The 22,660-nt window shown below is 51.2% G+C and carries 20 protein-coding genes and 1 tRNA gene; 3 read left to right on the top strand and 18 right to left on the bottom strand.

The features are described from left to right. Window position 1 precedes the first annotated feature (1 nt). Window positions 2-478, bottom strand: a complete 477-nt coding sequence (locus LY85_RS00170) for a sigma-70 family RNA polymerase sigma factor (protein WP_141825012.1) — start codon at window positions 476-478, stop codon at window positions 2-4. Window positions 479-743: 265 nt separating this feature from the next. On the opposite strand from LY85_RS00170, the gene LY85_RS00165 reads away from it, so the two are divergent. Continuing rightward, the gene (locus LY85_RS00165; RefSeq protein WP_141825011.1) at window positions 744-1,208 is read left to right on the top strand and encodes a DUF1829 domain-containing protein; all 465 of its coding nucleotides are present in this window, start codon (window positions 744-746) and stop codon (window positions 1,206-1,208) included. A 75-nt stretch (window positions 1,209-1,283) separates the two neighbouring features. Then, window positions 1,284-1,565, top strand: coding sequence for a YciI family protein (locus tag LY85_RS00160; RefSeq protein ID WP_207705540.1), 282 nt, complete (start codon window positions 1,284-1,286; stop codon window positions 1,563-1,565). An 83-nt stretch (window positions 1,566-1,648) separates the two neighbouring features. Here LY85_RS00160 and LY85_RS00155 read toward each other — a convergent pair whose 3' ends face one another. Then, entirely contained in the window at window positions 1,649-3,376 is a 1,728-nt protein-coding gene (locus tag LY85_RS00155) for a hypothetical protein (RefSeq protein ID WP_141825010.1), read from the bottom strand. Between the two features lie 451 nt (window positions 3,377-3,827). Between LY85_RS00155 and LY85_RS00150 the strand changes: the two genes are divergently transcribed. Next, a complete protein-coding gene (locus LY85_RS00150; protein ID WP_185741049.1) occupies window positions 3,828-5,420 on the top strand; it encodes a hypothetical protein in 1,593 nt (530 codons plus the stop codon). A gap of 605 nt (window positions 5,421-6,025) precedes the next feature. Here LY85_RS00150 and LY85_RS00140 read toward each other — a convergent pair. The 16 genes from LY85_RS00140 to LY85_RS00065 all read right to left on the bottom strand — a co-directional run bounded on the left by LY85_RS00140 (window position 6,026) and on the right by LY85_RS00065 (window position 22,600). Next, window positions 6,026-6,110, bottom strand: a tRNA-Leu gene (locus LY85_RS00140). Between the two features lie 52 nt (window positions 6,111-6,162). Continuing rightward, entirely contained in the window at window positions 6,163-6,759 is a 597-nt protein-coding gene (locus LY85_RS00135; protein ID WP_141825008.1) for a DUF4093 domain-containing protein, read from the bottom strand. Next, window positions 6,756-7,805, bottom strand: a complete 1,050-nt coding sequence (holA, locus tag LY85_RS00130; protein ID WP_141825007.1) for a DNA polymerase III subunit delta — start codon at window positions 7,803-7,805, stop codon at window positions 6,756-6,758. The genes LY85_RS00135 and holA overlap by 4 nt, the downstream gene beginning before the upstream one ends. A gap of 2 nt (window positions 7,806-7,807) precedes the next feature. Further along, window positions 7,808-10,030, bottom strand: coding sequence for a ComEC/Rec2 family competence protein (locus LY85_RS00125; RefSeq protein ID WP_141825006.1), 2,223 nt, complete (start codon window positions 10,028-10,030; stop codon window positions 7,808-7,810). Between the two features lie 27 nt (window positions 10,031-10,057). After that, window positions 10,058-10,597 carry a phosphoribosyltransferase family protein gene (locus tag LY85_RS00120; RefSeq protein WP_038323689.1) on the bottom strand — a complete coding sequence of 180 codons (540 nt, stop codon included), beginning with the start codon at window positions 10,595-10,597 and terminating at the stop codon, window positions 10,058-10,060. Between the two features lie 39 nt (window positions 10,598-10,636). Continuing rightward, the gene (locus LY85_RS00115; RefSeq protein WP_141825005.1) at window positions 10,637-10,975 is read right to left on the bottom strand and encodes a histidine triad nucleotide-binding protein; all 339 of its coding nucleotides are present in this window, start codon (window positions 10,973-10,975) and stop codon (window positions 10,637-10,639) included. Between the two features lie 46 nt (window positions 10,976-11,021). Continuing rightward, window positions 11,022-13,652 (bottom strand): alanine--tRNA ligase, encoded by a 2,631-nt coding sequence (alaS, locus tag LY85_RS00110; protein WP_141825004.1) that lies wholly within the window; start codon window positions 13,650-13,652, stop codon window positions 11,022-11,024. 369 nt (window positions 13,653-14,021) lie between these two features. After that, window positions 14,022-15,623: a penicillin-binding protein 2 gene (locus tag LY85_RS00105; protein WP_038323686.1), complete on the bottom strand. Its 1,602-nt coding sequence runs from the start codon at window positions 15,621-15,623 to the stop codon at window positions 14,022-14,024. A 94-nt stretch (window positions 15,624-15,717) separates the two neighbouring features. After that, complete coding sequence (locus tag LY85_RS00100) at window positions 15,718-16,941, bottom strand: U32 family peptidase (RefSeq protein WP_141825003.1); 1,224 nt, start codon at window positions 16,939-16,941, stop codon at window positions 15,718-15,720. A gap of 20 nt (window positions 16,942-16,961) precedes the next feature. Continuing rightward, complete coding sequence (gene mltG / locus LY85_RS00095; RefSeq protein ID WP_141825002.1) at window positions 16,962-18,275, bottom strand: endolytic transglycosylase MltG; 1,314 nt, start codon at window positions 18,273-18,275, stop codon at window positions 16,962-16,964. A gap of 38 nt (window positions 18,276-18,313) precedes the next feature. Next, a complete protein-coding gene (locus LY85_RS00090; protein ID WP_038323684.1) occupies window positions 18,314-18,910 on the bottom strand; it encodes a 5-formyltetrahydrofolate cyclo-ligase in 597 nt (198 codons plus the stop codon). Beyond that, entirely contained in the window at window positions 18,901-19,440 is a 540-nt protein-coding gene (locus tag LY85_RS00085) for a DJ-1 family glyoxalase III (protein ID WP_141825001.1), read from the bottom strand. The genes LY85_RS00090 and LY85_RS00085 overlap by 10 nt, the downstream gene beginning before the upstream one ends. 16 nt (window positions 19,441-19,456) lie before the next feature. Then, window positions 19,457-20,341, bottom strand: coding sequence for a GNAT family N-acetyltransferase (locus tag LY85_RS00080; RefSeq protein WP_141825000.1), 885 nt, complete (start codon window positions 20,339-20,341; stop codon window positions 19,457-19,459). Window positions 20,342-20,379: 38 nt separating this feature from the next. After that, window positions 20,380-21,048 carry a deoxynucleoside kinase gene (locus LY85_RS00075; RefSeq protein WP_141824999.1) on the bottom strand — a complete coding sequence of 223 codons (669 nt, stop codon included), beginning with the start codon at window positions 21,046-21,048 and terminating at the stop codon, window positions 20,380-20,382. Further along, window positions 21,048-21,818: an FAD-dependent thymidylate synthase gene (gene thyX, locus LY85_RS00070; RefSeq protein WP_038323681.1), complete on the bottom strand. Its 771-nt coding sequence runs from the start codon at window positions 21,816-21,818 to the stop codon at window positions 21,048-21,050. The genes LY85_RS00075 and thyX overlap by 1 nt, the downstream gene beginning before the upstream one ends. 149 nt (window positions 21,819-21,967) lie before the next feature. Continuing rightward, window positions 21,968-22,600: a DUF47 family protein gene (locus LY85_RS00065; protein WP_141824998.1), complete on the bottom strand. Its 633-nt coding sequence runs from the start codon at window positions 22,598-22,600 to the stop codon at window positions 21,968-21,970. Between the last annotated feature and the right edge of the window lie 60 nt (window positions 22,601-22,660).

Below are 22,660 nucleotides of genomic sequence, written 5' to 3'. Positions count from 1 at the left end.
CTTATAGGTATTTTCTAATCTGGTCCAAGCCACGCCGCAGCCTGGATTTCACCGTATTCAATGGCGTATGCGTAATTTTCGCGATGTCTTCCAACCGCATATCTTCATAATACCGAAGGATTATGACGGCTTTCAGTTCTGGATTCAACGCCTGTACGGCCCTGTAAACATCCAGCGCCTCGGCGACTTCCGCCGTCGTGTCCTGTAATGGTACCTCGTCCTGCTCAGAAAGCGATACCGTACGCCTGTTCTTCCGATACCAGCTGACACTCTCATTTACCAGTATGCGGAAAACCCAGTTCTTCATTTTACAGGGATCCCGTAACGTATGCGCCTTTTCCAAAGCGTGCACCACCGTTTCCTGAATGACGTCCAGCGCCGCTTCCCTGCTCTTCGTATAACTGTACGCCAAGCGATACATGCTTTCTTTGTTCTTTTCGATACATTCCTTTAAATCGTCCGGTATTTGTTTGCGCATCGTTTTTCTCCCGCTTTCCCATCTGTTCGGTCTCGTTAATAAAGACGCACCAGCAGTGCAAAAAGTTCTCGATACCGAAACTTTTTTTACCTCTCCATGCTGCAATAAACGGTCAGAAGGGCCTACCCTGTAAATTTAAAAAAGCCCACCGGTTAGTCCGATGAAGCTTTCTCTTTGTCTGTGAGGCTGGTGGTCCGACCTCTTGGCCATAGCTGCCTGTTTGGTCTTCCGGAAAATCAACATATTAATATAAGGAGTTTCTGAAATGTGGAGTCAAACAAAAAAGAAATTGGAAAATTTCACTTGTGATTCGCTGAAAGATAGAGTAAAGTTTTTCAGTTCGAACTACCGTATGCATGATGGTATCGGCAGAACTTATATTGCCGTTGACGGAGTCGAAGTCTATAATATGTGCACGCTAAAGCGAGACTATTACAGGCACCCGAAGCCGGGATGTTACTCGCAGGTCGAATTTATGGAAGCGGTTGACGTTTACCTAAACGAATCAATAGAGAATCTTTTAAAATCAACAAAGGAGAAAACCGAATCAATATTATTTTCATGGAACGATATTCAAGAAACTAGATCACATGAATCACAATTATATGTATTTGTTAACGACGAAGAGAAAAATATAAAATCAGACATGACAAATGCTTTTATTCAGTACGGTATAAATCCAGTGTTATGGTCAAATCGCGAAAACGTCTTGGAAAAACTGATTGCATAATTTTTTATTCAAATTCTTAGCATAAGTCGGAACGCCTAATTAATGAGCTGATCGATAGAAATATGGAGGATAGCAATGGATAAATTATATGTTATGCTTATGAATAATAAAAGAAAATTGAATTCTGAAATTATCAAGAAGCATGTTGAGCATTTGCAATTAATCGATCAAAGTGGAAACTTATATCTCTGTGGCCCTTTCTCGGATTATTCTGGAGGAATTGAGGTATTAGTTGCAGGCAGTTTCGAGGAGGCGACTCGAATTGCAGAATCTGATCCATTTATTGCTGAGGGATACAAGACGTTTGAACTACGCACTTTAGAAGTTGCGAATAAGGATAATAATTATCTGATTTAAAAGATTCAGCCAGCAGAGATCACAGTGAATAAGGCTTAGGCCCATCGGATTAACCGGTGGGCCTTTCCTCTCTAATTGTTTGCCTAACTAGCAACCGAAACAACACATTGCTTTTGCGGTTGCTGTCCGGGTAAAATGGTATATATCCCGGCAGAGCTTCCTGACTTACCGATTGCTTTGATTTCGAAATAATAATCATTTCCCGTGTGGCTGAACAATTTGGTAAGAAAGACTCCTCCCGTCCCTACTGAAAAAGAAGGAACTGTTTCGTCAGGAGCAGTAATTTTAAAACGGTAAGTGGCTCCGCTCTTTACAGAAAATGGCATTGTGGTGTCACTGATACAAGCCTTTATTGAAGGTGAAGCTTGTACGGTTACAACGCAAACTTTTTGGGAAGGCTGGTTGGAAGCGGCCATATAAAACCCGGCGGACTGGTTAGGCTGACCAATGGCGGTAATTTTGTAAAAGGAGTCGTTTCCTAACTTTTTCACTAATTGGGTTGTAAAAACTCCAGGTGTTCCGGCAACAAAAGTATTTACGTTCGTGAGCCTGAAAGTATAACTTTGACCTTGTTTTAGACAGAAATTATCAGTTGTATCCGATTTCGGAATGACACTGCTGGTTTTAGGCGTACTAATAAAGCCCACATAAACTGGAAAGGTGGAGCGGTCTGAAGAGGTTGGGAAAGTCGCTATGAAGTAACTTCCGCCTTGTGTATTGGGCTTAGCCGATACGGTAACATAATAGTCGTTTCCAATTTGGTTTACTTTTTGTATCGAGAACACTTCAGGAAGATCCGCCATAAATTTGGGCTTTAAAATACCTTTAACGCTTAATTTATAAGTATATGATTTGCCCGGTTCCAATTGAATAATGGAGGGAGTATCGGAAATAATGGAAGGAATTCTGATATCTATAATGAACGAGGCAGTCTCTCCGTTCAGCCGGGCAAAAACGTCGGCGGTTCCGGGATATAAAGCTTTTACGCTGTAAAGATATCCTCCTGGAACAGTGCCTTCCAATTTAGTGGTTGCGTATCGGTCGTCTGTCGAGACTGTTGGTGCGACATCTGATGAAGTGTATGCAATAAAACGATATGTATCGCCTGTATCACAGTTGTGGGTGGTCGTGGTATCAAGTCGTAAGTCTTTGTTTTCTCCGATGGTTACGGTACAAAGTCTTTCATGAAGGTGGATAACCGTGCCTCCTATAGATAACGTAGCGCTTTGGCCGACATCTCCGACAGGTTCAATGCGAAAGAAAAAGTCGTGATCGGCAGTGGGCTCATAATCCATTATGGTGGCTTTGATAATGTTTTCGTTATCCGATACAACACTTGGAGAATTAGCTGTTTGAGTGTCAGCATAAACACAATGCACCTTCAGAATGTAGGCGCTGCCTTTCGCGATTGTAAAATCATCTGTAACATCCGTTGAAATAGTGTATGGCTGTTCACCAAAAACAACGACTTCACTTGTAACGCTATATCCATCTGACGCGGTAACCGTTATGGATGCTACCTCGCGTCCTTTGAACCCTGTTAGGTACATTATGTATCCTTTAGTCTCAGGGTCTTCAACCATCTCTGCCCTAATAACAGAATCGTCGCTTGAGGTCGCCGTGAGGGTAACACCATTTTCAACAGTAAAATAATAGGGAGTTCTTTGCCACATGTTAACTTCTTGGTACTCATTTAAAAATTTAGCGCAATGAAAAGAAATCGATCCTGTTGAAGGAGCAAAGCCCTGCAAGCATAAAAATAATAGAGACATAACTAAAGAGAAGCTGAGAAATTGAAGACCTTTTTTCATTGTAAATCCCCTTATTTAAAAATTCAATATTAATATTGTAGCATAAAATATGCAGGGGATAAATCCAACCTATTTAGTAATTTATTCCAAAACAAAGTGGTGACCCCAATACATCAAAAAGTCTTGATTATAGATAATAAAAAAACTGCACCTAGCAGTTTTATCAATGAAAGTTCTGAGCAGAGTGTTCTTTTCTTCTATGCTGATTTTTGGGTTCCACAGCCATTTAACCGTGTTTTTAAGGCGCATTGGATATATTGCAAATAGGTAGGCCGAAACTGGTAAGGGCTCCAGCCTGATTATAAATACTAAGCCTTCTCAGCTGCTTTATGGCTGCTGAAAGGCTTTTTTATTTCTAATTCTAACAAATGGTTTCTTCGGGACGATAATTATAATGAACAATTGTTACAATGTGACCGGTTACATAATAAAACGAAATGGGAGATTTATTATGAAAAACAGGTTTAAGCTAAAAGGTTGTTTTATTTTTGCGCTCATTTTAACCTTAATCATATCGACAATGCCGGTCTTTGCTTTTGCTGAGACGACGGATCAGTGGGTAACAAAGGCGCCGATGTCTACTTCAAGACAAGATTTCCAAACAGCAGTAATAGACGGGAAAATATATGCGATTGGAGGACAAAACGAGCATGGAACCCTTTCCACAGTAGAAGAATATAATCCTTTAACGGATATTTGGACAGCAAAAGCTTCAATGTCTACATCCAGAACGAGATTTCAAACAATAGTTGTGAATGAAAAAATTTATGCCATTGGAGGAATTGATAGCTTAGGAGCAGTTTCTGCTTTATCCACAGTTGAAGAATATGATCCTGCCACAGACAAATGGACAACTAAAGCCCCGTTATCATTTTCTAGAAGAGATTTTAGAGCGGAACTAATTAATGGAAAAATATATGTTCTTGGAGGTGACGATAATGGAAATTCAAGAACGATAATTGAAGAATATGATGTCGCAACAAATACGTGGAAAAATAAGGCGGCATTATCGAAAAGGAAGTTGTTTGGAACAATAGCCACGGATGGGAAAATATATATCGTCGGCGGATTGGATAGCGATGGAAGATTGCTCAATTCTGTACAGGAATATGATCCGGTTTCTAATGTAGTCAATGAAAAAGAATCGATGATTACCTCCAGACACAGTTTTCAAGCCGAAGCAATTAATGGAGAAATATATGTAGTAGGAGGAAGAGATGCCGGCGCAGATAAAGTTACGGAATTATTTAATCCGATACAAAACAAGTGGACAGAGAAAGCACCTATGATGGGGACTAGGTACAATTTTCAAACAAAGGTTATAAACGGAAATCTGTATGCATTTGGAGGCGATAATCATAATCTTAATCTTGAGGTTTATGATCCAAATCAAGATAAATGGGTTACTAAAGCGCCCATGTTAGGCACGAGATACGATTTTGAATCAGCATTTATTAACGGAAAAATTTATGCTATTGGTGGTTTTGATGGAAATGGTTTTCTATCCTCCGTCGAAGAATACACCCCAGTTTCTTCCCAGCCTGATGCGCCCACAACTTTAACTGCGACGGCCGGCGATAAACAAGTGTCCCTATCCTGGTCTCCCGTCGCTGGAGCTACCGGCTATAATATTTACAGATCAACTACTTCTGGTAGCAACTATACTAAGATTGCATCCGATGTCATTTCGACCACCTATACCGATACGGGATTAACCAACGGGGTTACATATTACTATTACGTGACAGCTATTGACTCATCCGGGGTAGAAAGCCAACCCTCTAATGGAGCCTCGGCTACACCAGCAGCTCCTTCGAGCGGTGGATATAATGCGACACTTAAAATAACAATGGTAACCGGGGAAGTCAAAGAATATAATGTGAATTCAACAGACATTGAGAGTTTTATTACTTGGTTTAATAGTAATGGCTCGGATTCCCCTGTATTCACATTCGAGAAGACATCAGACCTCGGCCCCTATACCAGTCATACAGATTATTTAGCATACGATAAGATATCCAGTTTTATAGTGTTGAAATATTAGCTCCTAAAAACAGCCCTCTCAGTCACCACGACCGAGAGGGCCGTTTATTATGCCGTATAATGCCAAAAGAATTCTCATTCTTTTCAAAATAGTCTTCTTGTAATTTCTGAGCTAATTTGTCAGCGGTATAAACTAGATTTCCAACTTGATACATCGCCTCATCTATATTATCTTTAGTGGATTAGATCGGATAGGCTGTTTGTTGCATGGAACGGAAAGCCCATGAACCCAAACACCCTATACAGTTGGTTTTACCGATTCTGTGAACGTACTGAAATGCGAAAGGTCAACATTCATAGCTTTAGGCACCTTAATCTCTTCTGATAAATGCGGGCGTGGACATTAAGACGGTGTCCGCTTCTTTGGGACACTCACAGACATCAACTACTCTGAATATTTACGCATATAGTTTCGCCCAAGCACAGGCTAAAGCCTCCGAAGCGGTGGCAAATGTACTGAGCATAAAAAATGCATAAAAATAGCGAGTACCGGCTATTAGGTACTCGCATTTTTGCATTAACGGCCAAATAACGGCCAAAATTTTTATGAATAAAAAAAGAAAAACCCGGAATCCGCATCACTGCTTACTTCCGGATTTTATAAGTTGGTGCGCGAGATGGGACTTGAACCCATACGTCATACAACACACGCCCCTCAAACGTGCCTGTCTGCCAGTTCCAGCACTCGCGCGACTCAGCGAGAGTTATTATATCATTCTATTCATCCCATTGTCAACCCCAAATTACGAATTTTTAAAAAGTTTGTCAATTAAACTGCAAAATTCGTCGTAAGTCATAATGCTGTTCAGAACGCCAACCATCGAATTTACCGCCAGATGCTCCGGCAATGCCAGTTCCTTTAGAAATGTCCTTCTTTTCTGCGCGCTGTTTTCCCCTCCGGACAGGCCGGCAAGATAAAGGTCCGTTTTGGCAATCTTCCGTCCCGCGGGAGCTTCGTCCTCGCTGCAGGTGACGCCCGCGCGCCGCAGGGCGTCAACGATTGCCTGCACAGGCACCCCTTCCACCCCGAGCTTTCCTTCCTTGGAGGGTTTATCCTTGCGGCCCTCTTTCCCGAAAATATCGGGAATATAGGCATGCTTAATTTTATCCGGGCTGACCGCGCCGGAAAGGTAGTTCCGGATGAGAAATCCGGCGGAATCGCTGTCCGTCAAAACCAAAATTCCGCGGTTGTCCGCCAGCCGGCGAATCATTTCCATTTGTTCTTTATCGCGGAAAATCCGGAATCCCCGCGTCTCTATAATTAAACCGTCAATGATCGAGGAAAGCTTGATTTTATCGTATTTCCCCTCTACTATGACCGCTTCCTTTATTTTAATCAAGCCGTTTTCTCCCTTTCCGCTATGAGTAAAAGCTGCGCGATCAGCTTTTCCATAATGATGCGCCGGTCGCCGCGCGCGCTTTTCAGCGCGGTATCCGCCCCCAGAAGCGCCTGAAGGCTCTGGCGCAGCATGGGCGTGGTCAGTTTCTTCGCGTCCCGCTCCGCGTTGGCGAGCCTGAATTCCTTGCGGGCATAGTCAAAGTGCTTTGCGGGCTCCGACGCGGTGAATCCGCTCTGAATGGAAGCCCTGACGCGGTACATGTCGATATACGCGGAGGAAAGCACCGCCAGAACGGAAACGGGCTCCTCATTCTGATAAAACAGGAGGTCCAGAATCCCGTAGGCTTTGTCGTACTGGCCCGCAATAACCGCCTTGGACAGATCATATACCCGGGTTTCCAGATTCTTCACCACCAGCGCGTCAATCGTCTGCGCGGTGATCGCGCCTTCCTTTACAAAAGCGCATAGCTTTTCCAGCTCGTTAAACAGCGTCTGCAGGTCGTTTCCGCAGTAACCGACAATACGCCCGGCGTTCTGCCGCGAGAGCTCACAGCCCCGTTTTGCCGCCGCTGCGCACAGGGCTTTTTCAAGGTCCGGCCCGGAGCGTTTTTTCAGGTGAACCGTCACGCCCGCCTGATTGACCGTATCCATCAGCTTTTTCCATTTTTTATCTTTTTTATAATCGATTTCCGCGGACGGCAGATAGAACACCAGCACAGTTGTGTCCGGAACGCTTTTCAGAAGCTCGTCCAGCTTGGCCGCTTCCTGCGCGCGCAGGCCTTCCACATCCAGGTCGGAGACCGCCACGCATTTGCGCTCCGCCATGAAAGGGAGCGCTTCCACCGCCGCCGCGATCTGATCGACCGCAGCGGAATCGTCAAAGCGCTGAAAATTAAAATCTAAAAACGCGGTTCCCGCGGCTTTGGCAATCAGCTTTTTCGCATAGAATCCGACCAGATACTTTTCTTCTCCGTGCAGAAAATAGAGGTTTGCAAAATCCGCTTTTTCAATTTGTTTTTTCAGTTCCGCCTCGGTAATTTCGGGCATGGTTACTCCCTCCTTAATTGTAAAGTCCCGTCGTCCTTTATCTGCAGCACAATATTTCCGGCGCCGCCTGTCACGATCGGGTTCAGCTTTTTCATCTGTGAAACGTCCTGCCTCATCGTTTCCCCATCCGCAGAAAGGATGGTAAACAAGGGATGAAGCAGGTCTGCGTTTTTCGGAATGGAATCCGCCGCCGCAAAATCGGAGGCAAGCCATTCCTCCGGCAGGCCGTCAAGCTTTGCCCCGGCGGGGCAGACCAGAACCGACACGCCGCCGGACGTAATCCTTGCCGCGGCAGCGGTACCGTCAAACCGCACCTGCACCTCCGTATTCTCCCACAATTTCGTGTCGGCGGAAAGATCGTATGGAGCCACGCTGCCCGCTTGCGTAACCGCCTTCCGGATATACGTATCGACCATCCCGTCCTTTGGGATCACAAGCTTGTCCGGCGTAAACGCAGTCATCAGCTCCGCCGCGTTTTTTGCTTCCTCCGCCGTCAGGGTCAGCGGCTGAAGGACATCCAGCTTCGTTACCCCCTGGCTGCGCAGATAACTGCCGACGGTTTCGGAGCGAAAGCCCCCGCAGCCGATCACCGCCGCGCGGCCGTTGCGCGTAAGAACGACGGACCCGGCGCCGTCCAGAACGGCAAGGCGCGTCACGTTGCGCATGGAAAGCTGATAGGAAAAAATACCGGTTAGAAGCAACGTCAGCGAAAGCAGCGCGGTGACCCGGAACAGCTTCCGGCCTTTCATCATCAGGACGGTCGCGGCAATCAAAAGGACCGTACCGGAGAGCCAGACCGTCACAAAGCCGTAAGACGCCGAAACAGAGGCGAACGGAGTTTGCGCGAGCCAGTGCGCGCAGGCAAGCATATATTTCGCCAGCAGCCCCGAAACCAGCGCAAACGGCATGGCAAGGAAGGACTGCGGAGCAATCAGATTGATTACGGCGGCAATAGCCGCAAAATTCATCATCAGCGTAGAAGGGACCAGCTCCAGAAGATTGGCAATCGGCGCGGCAAGCGAAACACTTTGAAAAGAAAGGATGACGATCGGCAGCGTAAAGAGCACCGCCCATACGGTGGTCCCCAGAATTCCGTTGACCCCGCGCACAAGGGGGCCGATCTTCTTTATTTTATCATATTTCCGGTTCAAATAGCCAGCCGTCTGTCCGGAAAATAAAATCAGCCCCAGTGTTGCGGAAAACGAGAGCAGCAAGCCCACATCCGCGGCGGCGTACGGGTTCGACCAGCCGATCAGCAGGACGGAAATGCTCAGGGAATTCAGCGAATCCGGGTGACGGGACAAAAGCATACCCGAAAGGTAGATCAGGCACATCACCCCGCTGCGCGTAACGGATGGGACAAAGCAGGTAACCGCCATAAAGCAGACGACGCCGACACCGGCCAGAGCCGCCGCGGGCTTCTTCGGCACCCTGAAAAACAGGAGCAGCATCAGGATGAGTTCCGCCATCGTCGTCATGTGCAGCCCGGAAACAGATAAAATATGGGAAACGCCGATGGCCCGGAAATCGGCGGTCACCTGCGGGGAAAGGCTGGTCTGATCGCCGAAAAGGACCCCGTTGACCAGCTTGGCCTCGCTGGGAGGCAGCATCGAGCGGATGGATTTCAGCAATGCGGACCGAAGCTTCAGCGCGTAATAGTACGGCGGCTTTCGCGTAGGGGGGCTCACCCGCACGTTTTCATATTCATAAAGGTAGGAAAACAGGGTGATTCCCTTGGAAGCGTAGTAGGAGCGCGAGGAATAGCCCTCTCCGCCCGAAGGCAGGAACAGATGCACCTTCCCTTTCACATGGGAATACGGTTCCACGTTCAGAGCGCCCTGTGACGAAATCCGTATTTTCAGCGGCCTGGGGGCGTCTTTCAGAGAGATGTCATTGACTTCCACAATATAATAAAACCGGTTGTACGCCTGATAAGGAAGCTCACAGACGGTACCGTCAATCACCGCATCCCGACCGGCAAGCAGCTCCGCCGGTTCCACCTGGGACTGATGATACGCGTAAAAACCACCGAATGCCAGCGACACCGTAAGCAAAGCGGCGGGAAACACGCCGACAGCACGCGTTTTCGGCGCCAGCGCAGTAATCAGGAATCCCGCAAGAGCGGCACAGGCAAAAACCAGCGATAGCTCCGGGCCAAAATAAACAGCGGCCGCCAGTGTCAGCAGATAACAAAAACCCACCAGCACAAGCGGCCGCTTCATCATAACTCCCCCGAAATGAAAATGTCCGGATTATTTAAAAAACAACGGCAGAGGCTCCAGATAAATAATATCGTCCCTGTCCTTGGCGTCGCCCTCGGCGAGCACACAGGCGCGGCCGACAATCTTGCCGCCGAACTGCCTGACGAGGTCCTCCATTGCCGCAAGGGATTCTCCCGTGCTGATCACGTCGTCCACAATCAGGACGCGCTTGCCGTTCAGTCCCTTATAATCGTCTTCCGCAAGATAAAGCTTCTGCACATGATCCGTGGTGATTGATTTCACCTCTACGTGAATGGGGTTGCGCATATACGCTTTTACGCTTTTACGCGCGACAATGTAACGGCGGCAGCCCTGACGGGCCATTTCGTAGCAGAGCGGGATTCCCTTTGTCTCCGCCGTGACGACGACATCATGCTCCGGGCATTTTTCGAGAAGCGCGGCCGCCGTTTTCTCAGTGATCTCCACGTCGCCGAGCATGACAAAGCCCGCGATGTCAAGCGTGTCGCTGATCGGACAAATCGGCAATTCGCGCTCGCAGCCCGCGATTGTCATCTTGTAATATTCACCCATTATTATTCGACCTTTCCGATTGAAATAAAACGCTGTTTATCAGCCCGGAGGCCACTTCATGGAACGGCCCCCAAGCAGGTGGAAATGCAGGTGCGGCACACTCTGGCCGCCGTCCTTTCCCACATTGCTGACAACACGAAACCCTTTTTCCAGATTGTTTTCCTTTGCGAGCTTCGCGGCCACTTCAAAAATATGGGCGACGATCGCGCTGTTTTTCTCCGTGATATCTTCCACAGACTGAATATGTTCTTTTGGAATAATCAGAATGTGCACGGGCGCCTGGGGATCCAGATCGTAAAACGCCAGCACACGGTCATCCTCATACGCCTTTTTACTGGGAATTTCGCCGTTCGCTATTTTGCAAAACACGCAGTCCACGCTGAGACCTCCTTTGTTCTAACAATGCAACGCTATTATTATAGTATCATTTGAGCATATTGGCAACAATTTTCTCAACTTCCGCCAGAGCGCCGTCCAGCTTTGACAAATCCTTTGCACCGGCCATGGCGCTGTCCGCCCTGCCGCCGCCGTTGCCGCCCGCAAGCTGTGCGACCGCGCGCACAATCTGACCGGCGTTGACGCCCTTCGCCAGTGCTTCCTTAGCGACACACGCGGCGATGTTGGCCTTTCCGTCCCGGGTTCCGGCAAACACGGCAACCATGTTCGGGGCATGGTCGCGCGCTTTGTCACAGAGGGCGCGCAGCGCGTCCGGCTCCGTTCCGGGGAACACGGCGGTGATGACCTGGACGCCGCCCACCTGCTTCGCGCCGGCAATCAGGCTGTCGATCTGAATTCCCGCCAGCTTGGAGTTGAGCGCCTCTATGGTCCTGTCCTTTTCCTTCAGCTCCGCGGAAAGCTGAGCCGCTTTCTGCACCAGCTCGGAAGAATTGTTCAGCTTCAATGCGGCGGCCGCCTCGTCGATCTCGCCGATGGTACGGTTCATCAGGTCGAGCACGCCCGTGCCGGTAACGCCCTCGATTCGGCGCACGCCGGCGGCGACGGAGCTTTCCGACAGGATTTTAAACAGGCCGATTTTCGCGGTGTTGTCCATATGGGTACCGCCGCAGAATTCACGGCTGAAACCGCCGACGGTGACAACGCGGACGATATCGCCGTATTTTTCACCGAACAGGGCCATCGCGCCCAGCTTCTTTGCCTCTTCGATCGGCATTTCACGGCACTCCACGTCTGTTCCGCTCAAAATCACCTGATTGACAAGCTGTTCGACCTTTTCCAGTTCTTCCTTCGTCAGAGCGGAAAAATGCGTAAAGTCAAAGCGGACATGCTTTTCATTGACAAGCTGTCCGGCCTGCTCCACATGATCGCCCAGCACTCTGCGCAGCGCGGCCTGAAGCAGATGCGCGGCCGTGTGGTTGCGCATAACGGCGAGGCGTTTTTCCCGGTCTACGGAAGCTTTGACTTCTTCATCGACGCTGATCTGCCCGGCCGTCACAACGGCGTGATGCAGATAATTTTTCGCATGGTTCTTGGTGGTATTTCTGACCTCCAGCATCGCGTCGGCGGACTCGATAGAGCCGGTATCGCCGACCTGCCCTCCGCTTTCCGCGTAGAAAGCGGTCCTGTCGAGCACCAGGGCAATCTCGTCGCCCGCGGTTGCGGATTGTACGCGTTCGCCGCCGCGGATAATCGCAAGGACCTTCGCCGCGGTCTCCATCTGCCCATAGCCGAGGAACTCGGTTTCCGGAACACTTTCCAGCAGATCGCTTTCGCCTTCCCAGGCGTCCGCTCCGGCGTTCTTTCTCGCGGCCCGCGCGCGTTCGCGCTGCTCCCGCATCAGGCGCTGGAATTCTTCTTCGTCAACGGTCATGCCGCGCTCCGCCAGAATTTCCTTGGTCAGGTCGATCGGGAAGCCGTAGGTATCGTTCAGGCGGAACGCGTCCGCGCCGGAAAACACCTTGTTACCGCTGTTGTCAATGTAGCCGCTCAGAAGCTGAAGCCCCTGATCGATCGTTTTTGCAAAGCTTTCTTCCTCCACGCCGATGAGCTTTGTGATCATGGCGCGTTTTTCATCCAGTTCGGGATATGCGTTTTTATTCTCATCGATGACCGTCTGCGCGACCTCCGCAAGGAACGTGCGGCTGATTCCGAGCAGGCGCCCGTGGCGCGCGGCACGGCGGAGCAAGCGGCGCAGGACGTAGCCGCGGCCTTCGTTGGACGGCATGACGCCGTCGCCGATCATAAAGGTGGTGCTGCGGATATGGTCGGTGATGACCCGCAGGGAAATGTCCTTTTTCGGATCGTCGCCGTATTTGACGCCGGAAATGCGGCAGATATGCTTCATGATATTTTGGACGGTATCGACAAGGAACAGGTTGTCCACACCCTGCATGATGCAGGCAAGGCGCTCCAGCCCCATGCCGGTGTCGATATTCGGATGCTCCATCGGCGGGTAGTTGCCCTTGCCGTCGCTGTTGAACTGGGAGAACACCACGTTCCAGAATTCGACGTAGCGGTCGCAGTCACAGCCTACGCCGCAGGTCGGCGAGCCGCAGCCGTACTGTTCGCCGCGGTCAAAATAGATTTCGGAGCAGGGGCCGCAGGGGCCGGAGCCGTGCTCCCAGAAATTGTCCTCTTTTCCCAGGCGGACAATGTGCGACGGGTCGACGCCGACTTCCTTCGTCCAGATTTCAAACGCTTCGTCGTCATCGGTATAAATGGTGACCCAAAGCTTATCCACCGGCATTTGCAGCACTTTGGTACAGAATTCCCACGCCCATGCGGTAGCCTCGTGCTTAAAATAATCGCCGAAGGAAAAATTGCCCAGCATCTCAAAATAGGTGCCGTGACGGGCGGTGATGCCGACACGCTCAATGTCCGGCGTACGGATGCATTTCTGGCAGGTCGTCACTCTTTTGCGCGGGGGAGTCACCTCTCCGGTAAAATATTTTTTCATCGGCGCCATGCCGGAATTAATCAGCAAAAGGCTGTTGTCGTCCTTGGGAATCAGCGAAAAGCTCTGCAGGCGCAGATGCCCTTTCGATTCAAAAAACGACAAATATTTTTCACGCAGTTCATTTAACCCTGTCCATTCCATTGCAATAACTCCATTCCGCCTGTCAGGCAAAAATAATTGACTTTGAAATTGCGGCGCGCCGCAAAAAAATAGACTTCACCGTCCACAATGGGACGGAGAAATCCGTGGTACCACCCAAATTGCGCCTGAGCGCCGCTTGAACCCCCTTAACGCGGGGAAAACGCCGCGGTTCTTCACCACGGGGCTGCGGGTTGGCTTCGGTGACGGCAGCCGCGGAAATCTTTCAGCCGTGAATTCCCTCTCTTTTGCAGTGCCCGGCACCTTCGTACCCTTCATCGCCTTTATTACTGTGCCGGGTTCCCGGCACGATTCACTTTATTTCATCCTGATTATAAACTGAATCCCGCGGCTTGTCAATCTAATTGTCGGTTATTGACCGATTTTATCGGCCAGCGCGTCGGCAATCTGCTTAAAGACCGGACCGCAGGTCGCGCCGCCGCCGGTGCCGTCCTCCGCAAACACCGTGATCACGTACTTCGGGTTTTCATACGGATAGAACCCGGAAAACCAGGATTCGACCGCCTCCACCCCGTTCACATACCGTCCCGTCTGCGCGGTCGCGGTTTTCGCGCCCGCCCCGCCCTTGGCCGGTTTGCCCTTTTTGCTGGTTCCCGTCTCAATGGATTCCTTCATAAAATCCCGGAGCAGGTCCACCGTGTTCTGTGAAATCACCTGAGTGCTTTCCTGCGCGGGCGCTTTCGCCGTGTATTTCAGATTTTCATCCACAAGGCCCTCGTACAGGTAGGGCTGGGTATACTCCCCTCCGCTTGCGATCGCGTTCACCATTGCCGCAATCTGCAGAGGCGTGGCGGTCAGATCCCCCTGCCCGAACGAAAAGTTCGCCAGAGCCCTCGGGATATTGAGGCTTTTTAAGGTGGGAAGATTGCCCGAAGCCGACGAGACGCCCGGCGCGATCTCAAAGGAGCGGCCAAAGCCCATGCTCTGTGCCATCAGCAAAAACTGGGCCTGGGGCACCTGCTTCATGAGGTTGATAAAATAGGTGTTACAGGACTGCGCGATCGCTGATTTCATATTTTCAGCGCCATGGCTCTCCCCGTTAAAGCAATGGAAAATGCCGCCGTCCACGTCGATCGAGCCGGTACAGGTGTACTGGGTGTCCGGCGAAACGCCGTATTCCAGAGCGGCGGAAGCGGAAACGAGCTTGAATACGGAACCCACGTTATACGCGGAAAGGCAGCGGTTGACGAGCGGAGAGCCCTCCGCTTTCAGCGCCGCCGCGATGTTGTTCGGGGAAAAGTCGGGCAGGCTGACCATTGCGCGGATTTTGCACGACGGCACCTCCGTAACGATCACCGCGCCCTTGGTCAGATATTTCCCGGCGGCTTCTTCGGCGATCTCCTGAATATTTTTATCGATTGTCAGCACCACCCCGCTGTTGTGCAGATACGAGGAATCGCTGATCTTTTTGTCCTCTCCCGCCAGCACGCGGTTGACGGCATCCACCTTGTAGGTGACGGAAATCTGTCCCTGATTCTGCGTCAACTGCTTGTTGAACGCCTTTTCTATCCCGGCGGCGCCCGCGCCGGAGCCGTCCAGATAGCCTATGGTGTGAACGGCGGTCTGTTTGTCGGCATACCTCTTATCAATGGGGAATACGTCGATCCCGTTTGCGGTAATGCTTTTCGGCAGCTTCAGGGCAAACGGCTTGCCCGCGGTCAGGGACGGATAAACACTCTCCAGTTCCTTTTCCGTCAGCACCTTGCTGAGTGCCGCCGCACCCTCCACACTCGGCGCAATGGCGGCGGCGTACTCCGTATCCGCGCCGGTCAAAGAGACTTTATTGCAGTCGTAAATGGTCCCTCTTGTTTTTGCCACCACCAGCTTGTAGCTGCTCTGGTTGTCGGCGGTCGCGGCAAGCTGAGCGCCGTCCGACACCGTGTACAGGCTTAAAACGCAGAGAAACAGACAAAGCATAAAAACACCGAAAAAAGCGGCTGTTCTTTTTTCCATAAAAACACTCCCCCATACTGGTTAGGATTACCAATATGGAGGAGCTTTAATCATGATTTTCCCTGTCAATGCATGGAATCTGCACGATATTGGGTCAGATTCTTGCCTTGCGAAGAATCGCGCCCTTTTGAATGGGCCGGTCGGTTTTGAGAAATACGGTCATCGTGGCGTGAGGCGCCGAATCGATCGGGTTCCAGTCCTTATCATATAATTCGTTCAGCGGAAGAAGGAACGGACGGTTTCCCGCCTCCAGCACGTCGGCGGTATCACCTTTGAAAAAGCGGTTGCGCTGGGAAAGCGCCGCCACGCCGTTTTCATAGCTTTCGCAGACGGCAATCACATCGTATTCCCGCACATAGCCGCCGTTTCCGTACACCTGCCCCGGTTCGGTCCCGAAGTAAAAGCCGGTGCTGTACTCGCGGTGGCTGATCTTGTTCAGCTCCTCCACGATCCACGGGGAGACCTTTTTTTCCGGGTCCACGCAGTATTCGTCAATGGCGTTCCGGTAGGCGTTGGTCGTCACCGAAACATAGTACGCGGACTTTGCCCTGCCCTCTATTTTCAAGCTTGTCACGCCGGTTTTCAGAATTTCCGGAATATGTTCGATCATGCACATATCTTTAGAATTCAGAATGTAGGTGCCGTGTCCGTCCTCGGAAACCGGCATATACTGGCCCGGACGCTTGGCTTCCATCAGCGCGTATTCCCAGCGGCACGGCTGCGCGCAGTCGCCGCGGTTCGCGTCGCGCCCCGTCAGATAGCTGGAAAGCAGGCAGCGGCCGGAAAACGAAACGCACATGGCGCCGTGCACAAAAACCTCCAGTTCAAGCTCCCGGGGCGTTTTGGCGCGGATTTCCGCAATCTCCCCAAGGCTCAGCTCGCGCGCCAGCACAACGCGGGAAGCGCCCAGATCGTACAGCTCACGGGCACTGACGTAGTTCGCGACGCCGGCCTGTGTGGACATGTGAATATCCACCTTCGGCGCGTATTTCTTCGCCATCGCCATGACTCCGAAATCCGCGATAATCAGCGCGTCCACCCCGGCTTCCTGCGCAAACCGCAGAAATTCCGGAAGACGCGAAAGCTCGTCGTTGTGCGGTACGGTGTTGCAGGTCAGATAGACCCTGACGTTTTTGCCGTGCGCATATTGCACCGCCTGAACCAGTTCTTCGTTTGTAAAATTGGACGGCGCCGTGCGCATGCCGAATTCCTGTCCGGCCAGATAAACCGCGTCGGCGCCAAAGCTGATTGCCGCGCCGAGCCGTTCCCTGTCACCCACGGGGGAAAGCAGCTCAGCGCGTTGATTCGTATCCGTCAATTTTTGTCCTCCAAAGCCTTCTATTTCAGTCCCGCCTTTTTCAGATTCGCTTCATGCTGCGCATTGGTCGCGGCATAATACGCTTTTCCGTTCTTATCATGGCAGAAGTAATAATATTTGGTGCTTGCGGGATTTAAGGCCGCGTCGATCGCATCCGCGCCCGGATTGCAGATCGGCCCCGCGGGCAGGCCCTTGATGGTATAAGTATCGTATTTGCTCTTATAGGTTTCGCGTATATCGGACGGTACGGCCGCCTTGGTACGGTACGGATAATAGGTGGTCGGGTCGGAACGCAGGCGAAGCAGGTCGCCTTCTCCGCCGCTGTTCAGGCGGTTGTGGAAAACGGAGGAAATTTTGTACATATCGTCTTTGTCCGCCGCTTCCGCCTGGATCATGGAAGCCAGCGTCATCATCTGGTCAATCGTCATATTCTCTGCCGCCGCCTTATTGCGGATCTGCTTGGTCAGCTTCTTACTGCAGTTGCTGATCAGCTTTTCGACCGCCTGCTCGGGGTCCTCGTCCTTATAAAATTCATAGGTGTCCGGGAAAAGATAGCCCTCAAGCTTGTAGTAGCGGTCCGGCTCGTTTGTGATTGCCTGAAGCATTTCATAGCTTTTATCAAAGGTGTCCGAATTCACAACGGAAAGCACATCCTTGGAGGAGCAGACCCCGTTTTTCTCCATCAGGTCTGCAATTTCAAGGATGTTGGCGCCCTCTTTGAAGGTGATTTTCACGGTATCCACGCGGTTCATATTGGACTGAAGATTATTGATAATGGCCTCATAGTCCATATTGGTATCAATTTTATAGCTGCCGTTGCTGTAATGGCCGTCCGCCTTCGTCAGCTTGGAATAAACCTGAAAGAAACTCGCGTCGCGGATGATACCGGCGCTGTTCAGGACTTCCGCAACCTGTCCGCCGGAGGCGTTCTTCGGTATTTCGACCGTCACGCTCACCTTTTCCTTGCCGATCGCAAGCATGTCGTTGATTCCCGTAATCAGGAACTGTGAAAAAAGAATGGAAGCAAACAGAACCATAATGATCCAGATGAACCGGAAAAAGCCCTTGTTTTTTCTGCCCTTTTCCTTATTACGGAGCTGGTGTGCCTTTTCTGCTTTGATTTCCGCTTCATCCTGCATGGACTTTGCCTTCTGCGCCTCGCGCGGGTCGCTGTAGCTGCTGATGACGCTGTTGGACGCACCGTCGTCCGTACCGCGCAGATCGGAAGAAAGGTCCGTACCCGGCGTATCGCCCAAATCCTCATCGGGAATATTCAGCTTAAAGCTTTCCACCTTTTTCTGGTGGTACTCGTTAAGGTCCCTGTCGTCGTTCATGGATACGTCCTCCTGTTTTAAACATCAGGATGGCTATTTCAGTTTTTCTGATTGGCCATTCTCCTGATGTATTTCTCTGTAATCAGAATGTCGACCGGCTTGTCGTAGTAGCCGTGGGGCAGATTCCACTGGACACAGCCGGAATAACAGATTCCGACGGTGGTCCCGCCGAACTCCGCCAGAAAGCGGTCGTAATACCCCTTGCCGTAGCCGAGACGGTACCCCTGCGCGTCAAAGCTGAGTCCCGGCACAATGCAGAAACCCCGGGAAAAATCGGTCACCCTGCGGCACTTCGATACGATCGGTTCCAGCACGCCGAAGCTGCCTTTTTCCAGATCGTCAAGCGAGGTGATATAAAAGAATTCCATATCGTAGGTGTCCGGAACGCAGCGCGGCGCGGCGACCAGCTTGTGGTTGGCCAGCGCGGCCTTGATCAGGGCAATCGTGTCCACCTCGATCGGCTTGCTGACATACGTAAAGACCGTGTCCGCCGCCGCGTATTCCCGCAGCGCGAGCATCCTGCTCTGGATTGTGGAATCCAGGCTGATTTTCCGGTCCTCACCCAGCTTTTCGCGGAACTGGCGATAGCGCGCGCGCAGATTCATTTTGATTTCCCGGATATTTCTTACATACATTGCATCGACTTCCTAAGCATCTTTGATTTTTCAGCGCCAAAAAGCACTTCCACAATTTGAAGTGCAAATTCGACGGCGACGCCGGCGCCCCTCGCCGTGATGATCTTTCCGCTGACGCAGACCGGTCCGTCGGACACGGTTTTTGCGTGCAGCTCCTGCTCATAGCCAGGGAAGCAGGTCGCCGTATGTTCTTTCAGCAGGTTCATATGGCCTAAGATGGAGGGGGCCGCGCAGATCGCGCAGATATATCGGCCGTTTTCCGCGCAGTAACGGATGACGGCTTTCACAATCGGGGATTTTTCCAGATTGAGCGTACCCGGCATTCCGCCCGGCAGCACCACCATATCCAGCCCGTCCGTCACCGCTTCCTTTTCCTCTATGTCGGCGGTCACTTCAATCTGATGCGCCCCGGTGATTTTTTTGCCGCCGACGCCGACCGTAACCAGCTCGCAGCCGGCACGCCTTAAAACATCGACGGTCGCCAGCGCCTCAATTTCCTCAAATCCATCTGCCAGAAAAAGATAAATCATTTTAACACCTCCAAAATTAATCCAGCGGCAATCCGAGATACGGCGTGGCCGAAGCCTGACGCACCGAATCCAAAGCAGCTCCTCCGAGGGGCTTCAGCATCCCGAAATCGGATATTTTCCCCTGCTTTCCCAAGAGGGTCTCCCAGACGGGCAGGCGGAACGTATACCGTTCAGCCGGCAGCCCGCTGATGATGTTCGCCGCAAGATCGCGAATGGTATCGCCGTCCGCCATCAGTTCCAGAACCGCGCAGGCGTCGGAGTCCGTCCGGCGGCACAGGGCGTACGCGAATTTTTCACCGGTACGGGAGCAGATCATTCTGTCTCCGTAGATTTTGCCCATTCCGGCGGCGAAGGCAAACGCTTCGTCGCTCCAAAGCACGGAACCGGTTTTCCCCGCCAGCTTTTCCCGGCGGAGTCCGTTCATCTGGCCATACGTCAGAAGGGTTCTGGCGGAAACTCCCGAATCGGCCAGCGAACACATTTCCTCCAATGACAGAGAAACGGTGCCGACCTGAAAAAATTTCGTATAGTCGGACTTTTCATAAATGCCGTACAAGCCCGGTTCGGCGGGAAGCACCGCGGAATACTGATCCCCCCGGTTGGCCCCCACCAGCGCGGCCGCGGCCAGAAGCGCCGCCATACAGCCGTGCCCTCGGTACTGCGGCAAGGTAGCCGCCGCATAAATATAGTGCGCCTGCACGGCCGCCGGGCCGGCAAGAATCCGGGCGGGCAGCAGATAAACGACGGACGCGGTTTTCTCCCCCATTTTATAAACCAGACAGTTCTCGGGCTTATAATAATTATTCAGAAAATATTTTGCCGGACGCACCGGCTCGTGAAAGCAGCTTGCCCAGATTTCTGCAAGCTCGCCGCGCATTTCCCAGTCAGCAAAACAAATCATACCAAACCGCCCCTCTCTGTCGTAAGGAAGCCGCGGACTTACAGCACGCCCGCCGCAATCTCCATGACTTCACCGTGAATCTGTTCAACCGTTTTCAGGCCCCTGCTGCTGTCCGCGCACTCAACCGTTTTCCAGTTCAGCCTCTGCACCGCGTATTCCGCGCTGATCCGGCATGCGCGCAGATACTCCGCGTTGCTTTCGTGGATATCCTTCTTTTCCTCGTTTCCATGGTACCTGCCGCTCAAAAGCTTCTGGGAAACCTCCAGCGGCATATTGAGGTAAATAGTCAGGTCGGGACGGGGCAGTCCCAGCTTGTCGTATTCATAGTCCTGCACCCACTCCACAAAACCGGGCCACTGCTCCCGCGGCAGCTTGGAAAGCTGAAACACAATATTGGAAGTTGAATACCGGTCGGCAATAATCAGGGAGCCGTTACGGTAATCCTGCCGCCAGTGTTTTTGATAGCTTGCATAACGGTCGACCGCATAAAACGAGGAAGCGGCGTACGCGTTCACATCGTCGGGATCGGAGCCGAATTCCCCGTTCAGGTACATCTTGGCCAGAACGGAGGACGGCTCGTTATAGTCCGGAAAGGAAACGCGGCGCAGCTTCACGCCCCGTCCGGCCAGCGCCTTGCAGAGCAGTTCGGTCTGCGTTGCCTTTCCGCTGCCGTCCAGGCCCTCCATGGTAATTAATTTTCCGCTCATCAGTTTTCCCCTATTCCATTAAAAAACTCGCGCACCTCGTTGATTTTGCCGCAGGACATTTTACCCTCCGGGCATGCACCGCGCAGGCAGGGCGGCCCGCAGTGCTTGAAAAGGTGCGGCGCCACGCCGCGGACAAGCCGCAGCATCTCCACCGCGACGGCGCGGATTTCCCACTGGGCGCGGTTGCAGCAGCGGTGGGAAAAGAAATTATACAGCGAGCGGGCGTTCATCGTGCACACCATCTTGGTGTCGCAGGCATTGGGCAGGACAAACCGCGCGTCCTCAATCGCCTGCTTCTGCGCGGCACGCTCGGCGGACTTTTCATCCTTTCCGGCGTCCATCAGCGCTTTTTTATGCTTCTCCTTTAAAAGAGACGTCAGCTTTTCATAGTGTTTTTGGTCTTCCTCCATGGCCAGAAGGAACTCCGCCTTCGCTTCGGGAATCGCCTCAATCTCCGGCGGAATTACGTATTCAAAACAGGCTTCCGTCACGTAGCGTTGGCTCTGCACGCTGTAGGAGGCGATGCGGTGGCGGGTCATCTGCGCCAGAAAGGAACGGGAAACCCCTTCGATCCCAAAGGTGAAGGACGCGTGCTCAATCGGGCTTTCATGCCCGATTTCGGCCAGCATGTCCACAAAGGACGCAACCTTTTCGTCGGTGAGTCCTTCCGATATATCTTCTATGGAAGCAGGCGAATAACAGAGCTTTGCCGCCTGCGCAACTGTTTTTTCCGGTTCGGGAGTATAAGCAATCAAAGTAACCTTTGCCATGAAAAATCCCCTTTTACACAATGATGTCATTATTAAGAGTATTATAGCAAACTATTGGGCGAGGTTCAATATGCAACTTTCCCGCCCTTTTTGCAGCAAAAATAAAAAGCCCACCCGTCAGAAAGGTGAGCTTCAAAAAGGCAATGAACTTAGGTATTGGAAATAATAATCTGTTCTACAATGTCGGCGACGTCTTCACAGTAATCCAGTGAATTCTCCATGGTATTGTAAAGATTCTGGAGCCGGATCACATCGATCATTTCCATTTTGTTTTCCGGGTCGAACAGTTCTCTCATTGCTTCGCTGAAAATAGCGTCTCCCTCTTCTTCCAGATGGTTAACATAAACAGACATTTGCTTAATACTCTTCAGATTTTTCTTAAACTGCTTAAAGTCGGCCATTAAAGTACACAGGCCCTCGCAGCTTTTGACGATCAGATCCACCAGCTTGACGGTCGTTTCATTCGCCTCGGAAATATGCATCATATAAATCTGATTCCCGATATCGTCGATGCTGTCCGTAATAGACTCGATCGCGCGGACCATATCCATCATATCCGAACGGTCGATCGGTGTGATAAAAGCGTCCGCAATGAGGTTGGAGCAGTAATGAACGTGCTTGTCCCCGTCATGTTCAAGTTCTTTCAGCAGGGTGATTTCTTTTTTGTCGATCACCCCATCCGTAAACGAAGTTTGAAGCACTTTTGCAGCGTGACAGGAAATACCGATTCCCTTTTCAAACAATGAGAAGTAGTCCGGCCCTTTAGCAAAAAAATTACTCATATAGTTCCCTTACCCTTCAAATACACAGATTCATTCCTATAAACATATTCTATACCGTCT

It is taken from the genome of Clostridium sp. KNHs216 (genome assembly GCF_006714885.1).
GTDB lineage: Bacteria > Bacillota > Clostridia > Oscillospirales > Acutalibacteraceae > Caproiciproducens.
Note: the sequence above shows the minus strand (reverse complement) of the source record. Positions and strands in the feature narration are given on the sequence as shown.

Coding starts and splice junctions, on each gene's coding strand:
- LY85_RS00075 (WP_141824999.1), bottom strand. CDS start 21,048: ATGAGCGGAAAATTAATTACCATGGAGGGCCTGGACGGCAGCGGAAAG.
- LY85_RS00160 (WP_207705540.1), top strand. CDS start 1,284: ATGGATAAATTATATGTTATGCTTATGAATAATAAAAGAAAATTGAAT.
- LY85_RS00170 (WP_141825012.1), bottom strand. CDS start 478: ATGCGCAAACAAATACCGGACGATTTAAAGGAATGTATCGAAAAGAAC.
- LY85_RS00125 (WP_141825006.1), bottom strand. CDS start 10,030: ATGATGAAGCGGCCGCTTGTGCTGGTGGGTTTTTGTTATCTGCTGACA.
- LY85_RS00120 (WP_038323689.1), bottom strand. CDS start 10,597: ATGGGTGAATATTACAAGATGACAATCGCGGGCTGCGAGCGCGAATTG.
- LY85_RS00155 (WP_141825010.1), bottom strand. CDS start 3,376: ATGAAAAAAGGTCTTCAATTTCTCAGCTTCTCTTTAGTTATGTCTCTA.
- LY85_RS00105 (WP_038323686.1), bottom strand. CDS start 15,623: ATGGAAAAAAGAACAGCCGCTTTTTTCGGTGTTTTTATGCTTTGTCTG.
- thyX (WP_038323681.1), bottom strand. CDS start 21,818: ATGGCAAAGGTTACTTTGATTGCTTATACTCCCGAACCGGAAAAAACA.
- LY85_RS00150 (WP_185741049.1), top strand. CDS start 3,828: ATGAAAAACAGGTTTAAGCTAAAAGGTTGTTTTATTTTTGCGCTCATT.
- LY85_RS00065 (WP_141824998.1), bottom strand. CDS start 22,600: ATGAGTAATTTTTTTGCTAAAGGGCCGGACTACTTCTCATTGTTTGAA.
- holA (WP_141825007.1), bottom strand. CDS start 7,805: ATGCCCGAAATTACCGAGGCGGAACTGAAAAAACAAATTGAAAAAGCG.
- LY85_RS00090 (WP_038323684.1), bottom strand. CDS start 18,910: ATGTATGTAAGAAATATCCGGGAAATCAAAATGAATCTGCGCGCGCGC.
- LY85_RS00080 (WP_141825000.1), bottom strand. CDS start 20,341: ATGATTTGTTTTGCTGACTGGGAAATGCGCGGCGAGCTTGCAGAAATC.
- mltG (WP_141825002.1), bottom strand. CDS start 18,275: ATGAACGACGACAGGGACCTTAACGAGTACCACCAGAAAAAGGTGGAA.
- alaS (WP_141825004.1), bottom strand. CDS start 13,652: ATGGAATGGACAGGGTTAAATGAACTGCGTGAAAAATATTTGTCGTTT.
- LY85_RS00085 (WP_141825001.1), bottom strand. CDS start 19,440: ATGATTTATCTTTTTCTGGCAGATGGATTTGAGGAAATTGAGGCGCTG.
- LY85_RS00165 (WP_141825011.1), top strand. CDS start 744: ATGTGGAGTCAAACAAAAAAGAAATTGGAAAATTTCACTTGTGATTCG.